Origin of the sequence: Roseibium sp. FZY0029, from assembly GCF_036350355.1 — a bacterium.
Taxonomy (GTDB): domain Bacteria; phylum Pseudomonadota; class Alphaproteobacteria; order Rhizobiales; family Stappiaceae; genus Roseibium.
This window is the reverse complement of sequence record NZ_JAZDVZ010000001.1, coordinates 66,541-81,243: the sequence shown is the minus strand read 5'-3', so window position 1 is coordinate 81,243 and position 14,703 is coordinate 66,541. Positions and strand designations below refer to the sequence as shown.

The following is a 14,703-nucleotide window of genomic DNA, read 5'->3' as shown; positions in this document are numbered from 1 at the left end:
CACCATTAAGGCCCGGCCTATGACTGAATCGCTCAAGGGACTTGCCGCCGCGCTTCTCGCATTTGCCCTGTTTTCCACGCATGACGCCATCATCAAGGAACTCGGTGCCAGCTATCCGGTCTTTCAGATCATCTTTTTCACGATGCTCTTCGCGTTTGTGCCGATGTCTATGATGATGCTGGCGGACAAGGCGGTCGACAATTTCCGTCCAAGGCATCCCTGGCTGGTGCTGACGCGGGCAGGCCTTGCCATCATCGCCATGTCCTGCGGCTTCTACGCCTTCACGGCACTGCCACTGGCAGAGGTCTATGCGCTGCTCTTTGCCATGCCGCTGCTGATCACCGCTTTGTCGGTGCCGTTGCTTGGCGAAACCGTGCGGGCACAGCGCTGGGCAGCGGTGATCGTCGGTCTGGTCGGCGTTTTAATCGTTTTACGTCCCGGCGTGACCGAACTGACCCTCGGCCATGCCGCGGCTCTGACGGCGGCCTTCGCCAATTCGCTCTCCACCATTCTGGTGCGTAAACTCGGCGGCAAGGAACGCCCGGCGGTGCTGATCCTCTACCCGATGATCCTTTCCATGACCGCCATGTCCATGACGCTGCCGGTCTTCTACGTGCCGGTGCAGCTTATCGATCTGGGCCTGATGGCGGCCATCGGCTTTCTGTCGGTCGTTGCCCAGTTCCTGACGATTTCCGCCTACAAGGCCGCGCCGGCCGCAGTGGTGGCACCGTTGCAATACAGCCAGATTCTCTGGGCAAGCCTGTTCGGCATGCTGTTCTTCTCCGAGACACCGGACTTCTACGTCGGCCTCGGCTCCGCCGTCATCATCGCCTCGGGCATCTTCGTCGTCTGGCGCGAGAGCCGCGAGAATGTCTCCATGCAGACCCCGGTCCTGAAAACCGCCAACCCGCGGTTCGATACGGGCCCGCAGCCGAAGTAGGGGGGGGGGGGCGAGGGGGGCTGGCTTCCAACTGGCCGCTAACCGGACTTCCCACAACACGAAAGCCTCATCCTGAGGAAGCGCGTCAGCGCTGTCTCGAAGGATGGGCCACTTGCTCCTGAGTATGCCGCCCATCCTTCGAGACGCGCAGAAATGCGCTCTTCAGGATGAGGCCGTGGGGAGGTAGCGCGAAGGAAGCCTGGGACCGAAGGGGTGAGCCAGGCACTGGTGCCCGCGCCAGCCAGTCCTCAGTCCAGCCGTTTCTTGAACCTGAACGCGGCGACGATCATGCCCAGAACGAAGAAGCCGCACATCCACAGGACATCACGGTGCAGCTCCATAAGCCCGGCGTCACGCAGGACGAAACCGCGGATCATGCGCATGAAATGCGTCGCCGGAAACGCCTCGGCAATATACTGCGCGATCAACGGCATGCCTTCATATGGAAACATGAAGCCCGACAGCAGGATGGAGGGCAGCAGCACGAAGACGGTCAACTGCGTTGCCTGCAACTGGCTCTGGGCAATGGTCGACAGCACAAGGCCCAGTGACAGGCTGGCGCCGATAAAGAGCAGTGTTCCGATGAAGAGATCGAGTATCTTGTCGCCAAAGGGAACGTTGAACAGCAGGTGACCGAGCCCCAGGATGATCGCTGTCTGTACCAGACCGATGAAAATGTAGGGGATGATCTTGCCGATCATCAGCTCGATCGGCCGCACCGGCGTGTTTATCAGCATCTCCATGTTGCCGCGCTCGCGTTCGCGCACGATTGCCGCGGAGGTGAACATGATCATGGTCATGGTCAGGATGATGCCGACCAGGCCGGGTACGATGTTGATGGCGGTACGCTGTTCCGGGTTGAAAAACAAGGCCACCTCGAAGGTCGGCGTCGACCGGTTCGGGGCCTGCCGGTTCAATTCGGCCAGCGGCATGTTGCGCAGTGACTTGATGGCACCTGCGATCATTGTATCTGAGCCGTCGACGATCCACTGGGCGACGGGCCGGCTGGTTTCCTCATCCGTGGAAGGCGGGGTTCCTAGATTGGCGGCAGGAGAGCGGGCAACCCGCTGGGACAGATCGTCCGGCAGGATGAAGACGGCGCGCACACGCGCTGCCTTGATGGCCGTTTCCGCTTCCTCAATGCTCGTCAGGCGTTCGGTCACCTTCACCACCCGCGTGGCTTCCACCATCTGGATCAGGACGCGGCTGATCCCGCTCTGGCTGTGATCGACGACCGCAACGGGAATGTCCCGGATGTTGGTGTTGATGGCGTAGCCGAACAGGATGAGCTGGATCAAGGGAATCATGATGACCATTCCGAAAGTCATCCGGTCACGGCGCAACTGGGCGAGTTCCTTGAAGAAAATCGCGGATATGCGGGAGAGCGGTCTGATCATTGGCGGCCTTCTCCCGTTGCGGTCACGAAGACGTCTTCCAGGTTGGGGCGCACCTTTTCGATCAGCGTGGCACCGTTGGTTTCGTCCTTGTTCTTCAGAAAGGCTTCCGGGTCGGCAATGTCTTCCCGCACCAGCACCCGAAGGCGGGCTCCAAGCTGCGCGGCGGTAATGATGCCCTCCGTTCCCAGCAGTTTTCGGCGGATCTCGCGCAGGTTCGGCCCTTCGATTTCCACCACATTAGCGCCCATTGCCGCCATCAGGTCTTTGGGCGCTCCGTCAGCACGCTTCTGGCCTGCTTCCATGATCGCAATCTTGTGGCAGCGTTCCGCTTCATCCATGAAATGGGTGGTCACGACGATGGAAGTGCCTCCATCGACCAGGTCGAAAAGCTGTTCCCAGAAATGACGGCGCGACTCCGGGTCGACAGCCGAGGTCGGTTCGTCCAGAAACAGAAGCTGCGGCTCGTGCAGAACCGCGGTCGCAAGGGCAAGGCGCTGGCGCTGGCCGCCGGACATCTTGCCTGCGAAGCGGTCCCCGAGGTCGCTCAGTTCGTAGCGCTCCATGACCTCGGCGATGCGCTGTTTCTTTCGTTTCGGCGGCAGGCCGTAGATCGTCGCCATGAAGGTGAGGTTTTCCAGCACCGTCAGGTCGCCATAGAGCGAGAAGGCCTGGGTCATGTAGCCGATCTTATATTTCAGGGTTTCCGCATCCTTGGGCACGGAGAGCCCCAGCACTTCGACGGTTCCTTCCGTTGGTGTCAGAAGCCCGGTGAGCATGCGCATGGCGGTGGTCTTGCCACTGCCATTGGGGCCGAGAAAGCCGTAGATCATGCCGCGTTCAATGGTCAGGTCCAGTCCGTCGACCGCCCGGAACCCCTTGAAGCTTTTCACCAGGCCCTCGGCCCGGATTACGATGTCGCCCCCCGTTGAACTCACGGCAGGACGACCTGGGCGGGAACGCCGTTTGGCAGGTCGTTGGCACTGTCGGGCAATTGGACCTCGGCGACATACATCAACCTGGCCCGTTCAGACTGATTGAGCGCGTAATAGGGCGTGAAGGATGCTTCGGAGCTGATCCAGCGCACCGTGCCTTCGATCGGCTTGTCGAGGCCGTCGATCCGCACCTCAAGCTTGTCGCCCTGCTTGACCTTCACCCGGTGCGGTTCGGGCACGTAAACCCGGGCATAGGGGGCATCGCCCGCCAGCATCACCACAACGGGGCTGCCCGCCGTCACCCGTTCTCCAAGGTTCCAGGGAAGACTGTCGAGAGTTCCGTCTCGTGAAGCGGTGATGGTGAGATCCGACAGGATCTTTTCCTGTGTGGCAAGGCTGGCCTGGGCAGCCTCAAGCTCGGCCTTGGCTATGTCGAGGTCTTCCGGTCTTGTTCCAGCGACAAGCTCTTTCAACTGTTCCTGGGCACTTTGCAAGGTTGCGTCGGCGGCATCGCGCGCGGCCTTGGCGCTGTCGAGCTGCGCCTGGCTTGTGGTGCCGCGTCCGGTCAGGTCGTTGTAGCGTTCGAACGTGGCCTGCGCGTCCTCAAGTTCCGCCTTTGCCCCGGCGACGCTCGCACGGGCCTTGGCGATTTCTTCCTGGCGCGCTCCGTTTTCAAGCTTCACCAGATTGGCCTTGGCTTTCTGAACCTCCGCTTTTGCCTGTGCCACGATAGCCTGCTGTTCTGCCGGGTCCAATTGAGCCAGCACGGTTCCCTTCTTGACGAAGGTTCCCTGCGGTACGGGCAGCTCTACCAGAACCTCGTTGGCTGTCGCCGTCAGGGCAACCCGATCACGCTCTAGATTTCCAAGGGCAACGTTCCCCTCTTCGCCGTAACAGCCGGCAACAAACAGAGACAGGCTGGCTGCAAGGAGGGCTTGAGGACGGGCTGTAGACATGAATTCCTCTCAATGGATCAACGGCATGCAGCAAGAGGAGCATTGCCTTGCCATAACCATAACCTGCTTCGTGAGCTTGTGCCATGGCTGGTTGAGGCAGAGGTGAGAGGCGGCGTCTTCAAGGCAGGGGTCGGCATTACGTGCCGGTTTGCACGCCCCAGAAAGGCGGGGGAACCGTCGTCAAACCGAACCCAAAAAGGCTGCGGTTTGACACGCAGCCTTTCAGAAAATGGACATGATCAGGGCTGTCAGCTCGCCCGTTTGAACACGTTGTACCAGCGCTTCTTCGGCACACAGATTGCCCGTTCCAGAACTTCAGCTGCATAGAGCGAAGCGTTCTCCCGCGCCTTGCGGACGCCGGACACCAGGGATGTGTCGAGGCCGGAAAGACCGCCGCCGAATTCGAAGAGATCGCGGAACGCGGCACGTTCCACGATCGGGGTCATCAGAACGTCGATGTTCTGGGCCGACAGGAAATCCTGCACCGCTTTCATCGCGCGCGTAGTCACGGCAGCGTTGGTCCGGGTCAGAACCACACAATGCTTGATGTCGTGACGGACGATTTTTTCAAGCTTCTTGATCAGCGTCAGGATCTTTGCGCCACCACGTGCGTCCATGGAAGAGCCCTGGATCGGAACCACCACCAGGTCGGAGACCGACAGCGCATTGGCGACGATCAGGTTCTCGGTCCCCTCAAGATCAACGATAACGTAGTCGGAGGTCTCGGCCGCAAGCATGATCTGCTCTGTGATGGAGGCCGGCGAGATTTCGCTGATGACGTTGATGCCTGGGCTCTTGCGCGGCAGCTCGTACCACTTCGAGATCCATTTCTGCGGGTCCGCATCGAAGATGGTGACGCGTTTTCCCCGTGCCGCGACTTCTGTCGCCAGCAGCAGGGCCGCCGTGGTTTTTCCGGCGCCGCCCTTTGCGTTTGCGAAGGAAATGACTGGCATCTGGGTTCTCCTGACCTGGCCGAGCATTGTCTGGAGCAACTTGCGTTTGCGAGCGCGTGCACAAAGCTGCCCCAACACCTTGATGGCGATCCGTCAGCGGGTTTTCGTCTGGTCCAATGCGAATCCGCTTGTGTCGCCGAAGACCTTTTGCAGGCCTATCTGTCTGGCAGTCTTGGATTTTTATGGTTACCAAATCCTTAAATTCGCAATTTGCACCACACTTATTCAACGCGCGTTAGGATTTGTGGATAAAGACGCGCAAAATGCCTTGGCACAATTTGCAAGGGTTCTCGGTCAGGCCGTGCCGTCAGCCCCGAGCGACGCTCTCGAAGTGGCATTCATCGTTCCACACCAACTTGGGCGTTTGCAGTCTGGACCGGCAAGAAAGCTTGCTGGTTTTTGACCGGCCACCGATTGCATGCGCTCCGGGTGCCGCGTAGGTTGTCGATGCGGAAAGGGGGCTGAATCGGCTGCCTGCCGCCGATTGACAGGTCCCATGGTCTTATCGGCACTTGCCAGTGATGAATTGCACGCCAGATGCATTGGGATCAGACTTCTATCTTCGATCCGCGCCTTGAAGGACGCCACATGCTGCACCGATTTTTCAACACCCGCCCGGCCTGTTTGATCCGGAACCTTATGCTTTGTGGGGTGTTGGCCTATGCGGGCATGGCGGGTTTCGCCCAGGCAGAGGCCCTGAAGCCCTACAAGGATGGACTGTTCCGCTACAAGAAGGTCAGCGAAACGCTTTATAACGGCGATTTCATCGTCGTCGAATACTCCAAGCAGCGGGACCTGCGCGACCGCGACGAAGTCGATGAGCGCAGGGTCTACGGAAATTATGTTTCCTATAAACCCAAGCGTGGCCGGGGCAGTGGCGAACTGAAAGCCAATGGCCGGGTGGTCGAGTTCATGGGCACCGGGAACTGGAAAGGCGGCGCCAACGCCATCGTGATCTACATACACGGGCAGGGCGGCAACCGCTTTCAGGGCATGAACGACGTTTCCTTCGGCGGCAACTTCAACCGTGTGCAGAACCTGATGGTCAGAAACGGCGGCGCTTATCTGACCGTCGACATAAAGAACTTCGACAACCGCGGCACCGCGGATGTGGCTGCCTTGATCCAGTATCAAAAGCAGCTGTCCCCCCGCGCCAAGGTCGTGGTTGCCTGTGGCTCCATGGGCGGCATCATCTGCTGGAACCTGCTGAAGGACGCCAATTACGCCAGCATGCTGTCCGGCATTCTCCTTCTCGGCTCGCCGAAAGATCCCAATTTCTTGTCTTCCGGAGCGCTCGGGCGCAACGTGCCGATCTATATGGGCCAGGGGACACTCGACCAGGTTTACAACTGGGAAGACCAGGCGAACTTCTTCAAGCAGATCAAGACCAAGGCACCGAATTACCCGATCAAGTTCACGTTGTTCGACACCGGCACCCACGGCACCCCCATCCGCATGACCGACTGGCGCCTCGTGCTCAACTGGATGCTGGGCTGATCGTCCAAAGCCTCCCTAAACACTAAGTGTCATGAGCGTCTGCCTTGGCCAGCCGCAGGCGGGTGAGCCGATGTCAGAGCTCGCGTGCCGTTGCCGGTGAAGGCTTCATTTTCAGCAAACCTTCCGCCAGATGGTCGAACACGACGCGGATCCTTCGGCTGGTGTGGAGCTCGCGGTGGGTTACCAGCCAGATCGGGAAGGAAATCGGTTCGATGTCGGCAAAGGCCGGAACGATTTCCGGGAAACGCGCGGCGATTTCGTCGGCCATGATAGCAAGACCGAGGCCCTGGCGGACAAATTCCCACGCGACCACACCGCTGGGTGAGCCCAGACGAATATTGGCTTCGGTCACCTTCAGTCCGAAGGCGCGCAGGTATCCGACGAGTTCCTCGTTGTTGTCGAAACCGATAAAATCGAGATCAGGTGCGTCTTCGCTCGTCAGCGGACGGCCGAATTGCTCGACCAGCGATCTGGCTCCGAAGATGCGCGCCGGGGAGGACCGCAGCTTGCGGGCATAGAGATCGGGATGATCCGGCTCCACGTGACGAATGGCGATATCGGCCTCGCGTCGGCGCAGGTCACTCAGGCTGTTCGTGCACAGGACCTTCACTTCCACGCCCGGTGCGTTCTCGCGCAAGTCACGCAGAATGCCGGGCAGAACGTGGGCTGCCATGAGATCGGTCGTTGAAACGGTCACCAGCCCTTCGACCTGTTGTGATTTGCCGGATGCCGCAAGCGACACCCTGCTGGCCGCGTCCCCCATGGCGCGGACATGATCGGCCAGTTCGATACCCGCTTCGGTGAGGATGAGGCTTTTGGAGACACGCTGGAAAAGCGTCACGCCGAGCGTCTCCTCAAGTGCAGCCACCTGCCGGCTGAGCGTGGGCTGGGTCAGCCCGAGCGCGCGGGCCGCAGCGGAGAGGGACCCTTCCTCCGCCGTCACGAGAAAGGCGCGGGCCTGGTTCCAGTCAAATGTGATGGTCTGCCAATTCATGCAAATATGTATATCAACTAGCCAGATTTCGGCAATTCTCATTCATTTCTGAAGGGCGTACATTTCTTGTCGAAAGGAGACGCCAATGAGCCCGTCATCTTTGATGATCCAATTGGCAAATATCGTTCTTTCGGTTCTGGAGTTTCTGGCTTCACCCACTGGCGGCCGCGATATCGGCCGTGACATTCTTCAAGATCTCGGCCTGCGCGGTGGCCGCAAGAAGAAGAAATAGAGGGTTCCAGAAGCTTCGAGCAGCCGGTGTTTCGAAGCTTCTTCGAGGCTCGGGCACCTGTGTGCCGGCTGTCATCTTCACCGCCGGTTCCGGTTTCTGCCGGCCGTTTGCGTCTCCGCTTATCTGTTAGAAATGGAACATTGACCATGGCGACAACATGGACCAAGGACATGCCGTCTTCCGCCGGCTTCTGGAGCAAGGTTGCACGCAAATATGCCGCGGCCCCCATCCGCAACCAGGACGCCTATGAAAAGACGCTGGAGCGGACCAGGGCGCATCTGGGGTCTCAGGACAGCGTCCTGGAACTCGGCTGCGGCACGGGGACCACGGCGCTGCTGCTGGCCGGCAACGTGAGGTCCTACCTCGCCACGGATTTTGCCAGCGGCATGATCGAAATCGCCGAGGCGAAACTGAAGGACGGGGCAGAGGCGAAGGAGGCCCCACAGGGCTTGAGGTTTGCAGTCGCCGATGTCTTAAGTGACAAGGTCGAGCCGGGCGAGACCGGTTATGATGCCGTTGTTGCTTTCAATTTCCTGCATCTGGTGGAAAACGCCGATGAAACCCTGTCGCGTATCCACCAGCTTCTGAAACCAGGTGGTCTCTACATCTCGAAGACCGTTTGCCTGAAACGCAGGGCCTGGCTGTTCGCGCCCCTTGTCAAGGCGATGCAACTCGTCGGCAAGGCACCGTTCGTCCGTTTCCTTTCCTTTGATATGCTGGAAGACAAGATCCGGTCCGCCGGTTTCGAAATCATCGAGACAGGAACCTATCCGGCTCCCTACAGCCGGTTTGTCGTGGCGCGGAAACTCTAGGGTGTGGACCCATAAGTGAAGATGAAATGGTTTGAGGTGGATTGGTCTTCCTCAAGGCGCGGAAGCGCAGCAAATGTGGCTCATTTTCAAGCTTTCGCAACGCTGAGGAGGACCAGTCCAGTCAAATCCGAAGGACATGAAAATGGCTTCACCGCGTGTCGCCAGCGTGCCTGACCGGGCAGAAAGCCCGTCCAGCGCACACTTCCTAACGCGATTTTGCCATTTGTCATGCCATTTCGTCTTCCTTTAAGGGTTCACACCCTAGTGCGGTGCAACGGTCGAAAAGGACGTCAGACACGGAATTAAATCGATTGAAATGAAGCGCCAGAGCAACTTGCGGAGAGGGTTTTCGGGTGCTAGGTGTGATCTGCCTCGTCACGACTGCTCCCTTGAAAGTTGAAAATGCTCGTCCGCGACCGCGCCTTTTTCGCGTCCATGTTCCTGACGGTTCTGGCCGATCAGATTCTTCTGTTTCTGGTGCCGCTGGTGATTTTCCAGATCACCGGTGATGTTGGCTGGTCCGGTCTTGCCTTCTTTTTCGAAACCTTGCCGCGCTATCTGACCTTTCCGGTCGCGGGCATATTGAGCGACCGGTTCCCGCCGATCCTGCTGCTGCGTATCAGCCGCATTCTGCGGGCTGCGGCCTGCATCGCCGGCATTGCCGGTCAGCTTGCCTTCGGTGGGGTCTGGTGGCTGATCGGGCTTTCCGCCCTCGTCGGCATTTTCACGACGCAGGGCATGCTGGCGCTGGAAATGGTGCTGGTGCGCGCCTTTTCCGATCAGCGCTTCGAGAAAGTTGCAAGCTATGGCCAGCTCGCCTCGCAAATGGGCGTGGTGATGGGGCCACTGGTGGCCGCCTACCTGATGGCGTTCTGGCCCTGGCAGGCGGTGGTCGTGCTGGCAACGGTCCTGTTCGTGCTGGCCGACCTTGCCTTCCACTTCTGGCCCGGCCAGGCGCGCATGGAGGCGGCTCCCGTTTCGCGCGTAGCCCGTCATCCGGTCGCGGATCTGAGGCATGCGCTCACGCTGGTCTGGACTTTGCCGGGGCTGTCGCGGGCTATTCTTCAGGCTGCCGGGGTCAACCTGATCATCGGGGCGACGCTGGCAACGGCTGCCGCCATGATGACCGGTTTCTTCAGTCAGAGCGAACAGGTCTACGCCTGGCTCCAGGTCGGCGGAGCGCTTGCGACGCTCGCCGTTCTGACGTTGACGGCGCATGTGGCGCTCGGCCTCAAGACACTTGGCGTCACGGCTTACGGGTTGATTTGCGCAGGGGCGGTGCTGACGGGCCTTGGGGCCCATCCCTTGATCTATACGGCAGGTTTCCTGCTGATTGCCGGGTTCGACAAGATGTTCAACATCTATGTGCGCACCCTGCGCAAGGAAATCATACCGCCGGAGGAATTCGGCAAGACAACCGGCGTGATCATCTGCCTCAACAACTTATCTCAACCGCTGGCCGGGCTGATCGTTGCCCTGTTTGCTGCCGGTGACGATGCCAGGGCCGTGCTGCTTGCCCTTGCCGTCGCCATGGCACTGCTGGGTGTGATGACGTTCCGGCGCGCATCAGCGCAGGCGTAACGTAGACGGGCAGCGGTTCAGCTGATCGCAGGTTGGTCCCGCAGGGCCGTCAGCCCTTCGGCTGATCGCCTGACGATGTCGGCTATTTCGGTGAGCTGGCCCGCCAACGGACTTCTCCGCCGCCAGACCATACCGATGGTCCGGGTCGGTTCAGGGGCTTCAAAACGGGCAATTGCCACCGATGCGGACCGGGTTTCCACGGGAACGGCCATCTCGGGGATCAGTGTCACGCCCATTCCCGCGCTCACCATCTGAACAAGCGTCGAAAGGGAGCTTGCGTCCAGAACTTCGCGCGGCGGACCGGATTGCAGATTGCAGAAGGAGAGGGCCTGATCGCGGAAGCAATGGCCTTCCTCCAGCAACAGAAGTCGCATCTCGCGCAGGCTTTCGGCATTCGGCAGCGGTGCATTGGCCTCGCGCGCCGAACGCACAAGGACGAAGCGCTCGCTGAACAAAGCAGTTTCGGCGAGGGTGCCTTCGGAAACCGGCAAGGCCACGATTGCCGTGTCAAGGCGGCCTTCGTCCAGTTCGTCGATCAGCTTTGGCGTGACGGTCTCGCGCACATGAATGTCCAGCTCCGGATAGCTTTTGGTCAAGGCGCCAACGACGCTCGGCAGGAGATAGGGTGCGACCGTCGGTATGACGCCGATCCGCAGTCGCCCCACAAGCCTTTCGCGTGATGCCCTTGCAAGGTCTCCCAACTCCTCGGTCGACCGCAGGATATCGCGGGCACGTTCGGCGGCGACCTCACCAAAATGTGTCAGCCGAATCTGGCGGGCCCCGCGTTCGAACAAGGTAGCGCCGAGCACTTCCTCCATTTCCTTGATCTGCATGGACAGCGCCGGCTGCGAAATGGCGCAGGCCTCGGCTGCCTTGCCGAAATGCCCGTGACGGGCGAGAGCCTCGAAATAGCGCAACTGTTTGAGGGTGATATTGATCATAAGGTAAGCTTATCGAACTTATCAGAAAATTCAACTTCCTCTGATGGATTGCCTTTGCTAGCGTCAGGGGGGCTCAAACAGAAGCGGGCGGCGAGCAAACACCCCCTTGCATTGCCGGGCTTCTGCTGGGCTCGAAAGTTTTGGGAGATTTGAGGAAACCGATCTGTTCCGGGCTCAGGCGGGTCTGTGGACATCACGGGCGTCTCACGCGGCCCGAATAATCGAACGTTTCAGATTTAAGTGGAGAGAGTTATGGACGCTAAAGTGGAAAAGACAGGCGGTTGTCCTGTAATGCACGGTGGCAACACGTCGATGGACAAGCCGGTGACGAAATGGTGGCCGAATGCGTTGAACCTCGACATCCTGCACCAGCGCGGTGCACGCACCAACCCGATGGACCCCGACTTCAACTACCGCGAAGCGGTCAAGGGCCTGGACCACGAAGCGGTCAAGGCAGATGTCCGCGCACTGATGACCGACAGCCAGGATTGGTGGCCGGCCGACTGGGGTCACTACGGCGGCCTGATGATCCGTCTGGCGTGGCACTCCGCCGGCTCCTACCGCATGCAGGACGGCCGCGGTGGCGCGGGCTCGGGCAACATCCGCTTTGCGCCGCTCAACTCCTGGCCGGACAATGCCAGCCTCGACAAGGCCCGCCGCCTGCTGTGGCCGGTGAAGAAGAAATACGGCAACGCGCTGTCCTGGGCCGACCTGATCATTCTGGCCGGCAACATGGCTTACGAATCCATGGGCTTCAAAACCTTCGGCTTCGGTTTCGGTCGCGAGGACATCTGGGGTCCGGAAACCGACGTCTACTGGGGTTCGGAAAAGGAATGGCTCGCACCTGTCGAGAACCGTTTTGAGAACGCCGACGATGCAAGTTCCCTGGAGAACCCGCTGGCGGCGATCCACATGGGCCTGATCTACGTCAACCCGGAAGGCGTCAACGGCCAGCCGGACCCGGTCAGAACCGCTGCCCATGTTCGTGAAACCTTCAAGCGCATGGCGATGAACGACGAGGAAACCGCGGCGCTGACCTGTGGCGGTCACACCGTCGGCAAGGCTCACGGCAATCACTCAGCCGAAGGTATCGGTGTCGAGCCGGAAGCTGCCGGCGTCGAGTCGCAGGGCTTCGGCTGGTCAAATCCGGACCAAGGTGGCAAGGCCTCCAATGCCTTCACCTCCGGTATCGAGGGTGCCTGGACGCAATTCCCGATCCAGTTTGACATGGGCTACTTCGACTACCTGTTCAATTACGATTGGGAACTGCGCAAGTCACCGGCCGGTGCATGGCAGTGGGAACCGGTCAACATGCCGGAAGACAAGAAGCCGGTTGATGCATCCGACCCGTCGGTCCGTCGCAATCCGATGATGACCGATGCCGACATGGGCATGAAGATGGACCCGGTCTACAACGAGATCTGCCGGAAGTTCATGGCTGATGAAGCCTATTTCCGCGATTGCTTTGCCCGCGCCTGGTTCAAGCTGACCCACCGCGACATGGGCCCGAAGGTCAATTATCTCGGTCCGGATGTTCCGGCTGAAGATCTGATCTGGCAGGATCCGATCCCGGCAGGTTCCACCTCCTACGATGTGGATGCCGTGAAAGCCAAGATTGCCGCATGCGGGCTGTCTGCAGCGGAGATGATCGCGACCGCTTGGGACAGCGCCCGGACCTTCCGTGGCTCCGACAAGCGTGGTGGAGCCAATGGTGCGCGCATCCGTCTTGCTCCGCAGAAGGACTGGGAAGGCAATGAGCCGGACCGTCTGGCAAAGGTTCTGGCCAAGCTCGAGCCGATTGCCGCAGAGACCGGTGCATCTGTTGCCGATGTCATCGTTCTGGCCGGCAATGTCGGTCTGGAACAGGCCATCAAGGCCGGTGGCTTCAACGTCTCGGTTCCGTTTGCTCCGGGTCGTGGGGACGCGACCGACGAGCAGACCGATGCGGAATCCTTTGAGGTTCTGGAACCGGTCGCAGACGGCTTCCGCAACTGGCAGAAGAAAAAATATGTTGTCAGCCCGGAAGAAATGATGCTCGACCGTGCGCAGCTTCTGGGCCTGACCGCGCGTGAAATGACTGTCCTGGTGGGTGGCCTGCGCGTGCTGGGTGCCAACTATGGCGGCTCCAGGCATGGTGTCTTCACCGACCGGGAAGGTGCTCTGACCACGGACTTCTTCGTCAACCTGACCGACATGGGCAATAGCTGGCATCCGGCCGCCGACGGCACCTACGAAGTGCGCGACCGGCAGTTGGGCACGTTGAAGTGGACCGCAACCAGCGCAGACCTCGTCTTCGGCTCGAACTCCATTCTGCGGGCCTACGCGGAAGTCTACGCTCAGGACGACAACAACGAGAAGTTCGTGAAGGACTTCGTTGAAGCCTGGACCAAGGTCATGAACGCGGACCGTTTCGACCTGCTCTAAGACCGGTCACGGCCCTTGAAGACAGATGGCGGCGCTCCGGGAAATCCGGGGTGCCGTTTTCTTTTCCGGACCTTCGTTCGAGGGCCTCTGTTGCGACGCAGCAGAAGAATCTCATCAGCAATAACCCCTATCTCCTTGAAAAGGTCATTGTTCCGTCACAAGGTTTATGTTGCACTGCAAAGCGGTTCAGGTTGTGCTTGAAACGGCGACGTGTGGCGGCCGGCCGGTTCTCTTCCGACCGTCCGGAACTGAGGTTCGGGATTAGTGCGCATATGTTTGATTTGACGGGTCACAAGGCCCTTGTTGTCGGCGTCGCCAACGATCAGTCCATCGCCTATGGCTGCGCAAAGGCGTTCCGTGCGCAGGGCGCCGATCTGGCGATCACTTATCTGAATGAGCGCGCCGAGCCCTATGTGCGGCCGCTCGCCGAAGAGCTCGATGCCGAAATTATCGCCCCGCTTGACGTGTGCGACGCGGCCCAGATGGAGGCACTGTTTGCCGAAATTGAGGCCAGGTGGGGTCGCCTCGACACGCTGCTCCATTCCATTGCCTTTTCCAAAAAGGAAGACCTGCATGGCCGCGTGATCGACTGTTCGTCCGACGGTTTTGCGCTGGCGATGGATGTGTCTGTTCATTCCTTCTTGCGGCTTATCAAAAGGTCCGAACCTCTGATGCCTCAAGGCGGAACCTGCATGACGGTCTCCTTCATGGGGGCGCAGAGGGTGGTTGAAAACTACGGCGTCATGGGGCCGGTCAAGGCCGCTCTGGAAGCGGCAACCCGTTATGCGGCTGCCGAACTCGGCCCGAAAGGGATCTCGGTTCATGCACTGTCCCCTGGCCCTCTCAAGACACGGGCCGCTTCCGGGATTGCCGAATTCGACTCACTTCTGAACGACGCGGCCGAACGCGCGCCCACACATCACCTGGCCACGATCGATGATGTCGGGGCCTATGCCGCTTTTCTTGCCAGCCGGGAGGCCTTCAACGTCACCGGCGCCGTACATCCGATCGACGGTGGCTACAGTATTCTTGGATAGGAGGTCC

At 59.9% G+C, this 14,703-nt stretch carries 14 protein-coding genes; 8 read left to right on the top strand and 6 right to left on the bottom strand.

Annotated elements, in window-relative coordinates:
• The first annotated feature begins 19 nt into the window (after positions 1-19).
• Positions 20-940, top strand: a complete 921-nt coding sequence (locus V1T76_RS00385) for a DMT family transporter (protein WP_330558655.1) — start codon at positions 20-22, stop codon at positions 938-940.
• Between the two features lie 248 nt (positions 941-1,188).
• Here V1T76_RS00385 and V1T76_RS00380 read toward each other — a convergent pair whose 3' ends face one another.
• The 4 genes from V1T76_RS00380 to V1T76_RS00365 all read right to left on the bottom strand — a co-directional run bounded on the left by V1T76_RS00380 (position 1,189) and on the right by V1T76_RS00365 (position 5,178).
• Entirely contained in the window at positions 1,189-2,337 is a 1,149-nt protein-coding gene (locus V1T76_RS00380; protein ID WP_330558654.1) for an ABC transporter permease, read from the bottom strand.
• Positions 2,334-3,272: an ABC transporter ATP-binding protein gene (locus V1T76_RS00375; protein ID WP_330558653.1), complete on the bottom strand. Its 939-nt coding sequence runs from the start codon at positions 3,270-3,272 to the stop codon at positions 2,334-2,336. Before V1T76_RS00375 ends, V1T76_RS00380 begins: the two co-directional genes overlap by 4 nt.
• Positions 3,269-4,225, bottom strand: a complete 957-nt coding sequence (locus V1T76_RS00370; RefSeq protein WP_330558652.1) for an HlyD family secretion protein — start codon at positions 4,223-4,225, stop codon at positions 3,269-3,271. The genes V1T76_RS00375 and V1T76_RS00370 overlap by 4 nt, the downstream gene beginning before the upstream one ends.
• 248 nt (positions 4,226-4,473) lie before the next feature.
• Positions 4,474-5,178, bottom strand: coding sequence for a ParA family protein (locus tag V1T76_RS00365; RefSeq protein ID WP_330558651.1), 705 nt, complete (start codon positions 5,176-5,178; stop codon positions 4,474-4,476).
• Between V1T76_RS00365 and V1T76_RS00360 the strand changes: the two genes are divergently transcribed.
• Complete coding sequence (locus V1T76_RS00360) at positions 5,168-5,581, top strand: hypothetical protein (protein WP_330558650.1); 414 nt, start codon at positions 5,168-5,170, stop codon at positions 5,579-5,581. The two genes, V1T76_RS00365 and V1T76_RS00360, sit on opposite strands and share 11 nt — an antisense overlap.
• Before the next feature lie 185 nt (positions 5,582-5,766).
• On the top strand, positions 5,767-6,675 hold the full coding sequence (locus V1T76_RS00355) for an alpha/beta hydrolase (RefSeq protein ID WP_330558649.1): 909 nt from the start codon (positions 5,767-5,769) through the stop codon (positions 6,673-6,675).
• 73 nt (positions 6,676-6,748) lie between these two features.
• On the opposite strand, the gene V1T76_RS00350 is transcribed toward V1T76_RS00355, so the two are convergent.
• Positions 6,749-7,669, bottom strand: coding sequence for a LysR family transcriptional regulator (locus V1T76_RS00350; RefSeq protein ID WP_330558648.1), 921 nt, complete (start codon positions 7,667-7,669; stop codon positions 6,749-6,751).
• An 85-nt stretch (positions 7,670-7,754) separates the two neighbouring features.
• Here V1T76_RS00350 and V1T76_RS00345 point away from each other — a divergent pair, with 85 nt between their 5' ends.
• The 3 genes from V1T76_RS00345 (at position 7,755) to V1T76_RS00335 (ending at position 10,294) form a co-directional block, all read left to right on the top strand.
• Positions 7,755-7,901 (top strand): hypothetical protein, encoded by a 147-nt coding sequence (locus V1T76_RS00345; RefSeq protein ID WP_157140115.1) that lies wholly within the window; start codon positions 7,755-7,757, stop codon positions 7,899-7,901.
• Between the two features lie 146 nt (positions 7,902-8,047).
• Positions 8,048-8,713, top strand: coding sequence for a class I SAM-dependent methyltransferase (locus tag V1T76_RS00340; protein ID WP_330558647.1), 666 nt, complete (start codon positions 8,048-8,050; stop codon positions 8,711-8,713).
• 402 nt (positions 8,714-9,115) lie between these two features.
• The gene (locus V1T76_RS00335) at positions 9,116-10,294 is read left to right on the top strand and encodes an MFS transporter (protein WP_330558646.1); all 1,179 of its coding nucleotides are present in this window, start codon (positions 9,116-9,118) and stop codon (positions 10,292-10,294) included.
• Positions 10,295-10,311: 17 nt separating this feature from the next.
• Here the strand turns inward: V1T76_RS00335 and V1T76_RS00330 are convergent, their stop codons facing one another.
• A complete protein-coding gene (locus V1T76_RS00330) occupies positions 10,312-11,235 on the bottom strand; it encodes a hydrogen peroxide-inducible genes activator (protein WP_330558645.1) in 924 nt (307 codons plus the stop codon).
• Positions 11,236-11,487: 252 nt separating this feature from the next.
• Here V1T76_RS00330 and katG point away from each other — a divergent pair, with 252 nt between their 5' ends.
• Positions 11,488-13,659: a catalase/peroxidase HPI gene (katG, locus tag V1T76_RS00325; protein WP_330558644.1), complete on the top strand. Its 2,172-nt coding sequence runs from the start codon at positions 11,488-11,490 to the stop codon at positions 13,657-13,659.
• 272 nt (positions 13,660-13,931) lie between these two features.
• Entirely contained in the window at positions 13,932-14,696 is a 765-nt protein-coding gene (gene fabI / locus V1T76_RS00320) for an enoyl-ACP reductase FabI (protein WP_330558643.1), read from the top strand.
• The last annotated feature ends 7 nt before the right edge of the window (positions 14,697-14,703 follow it).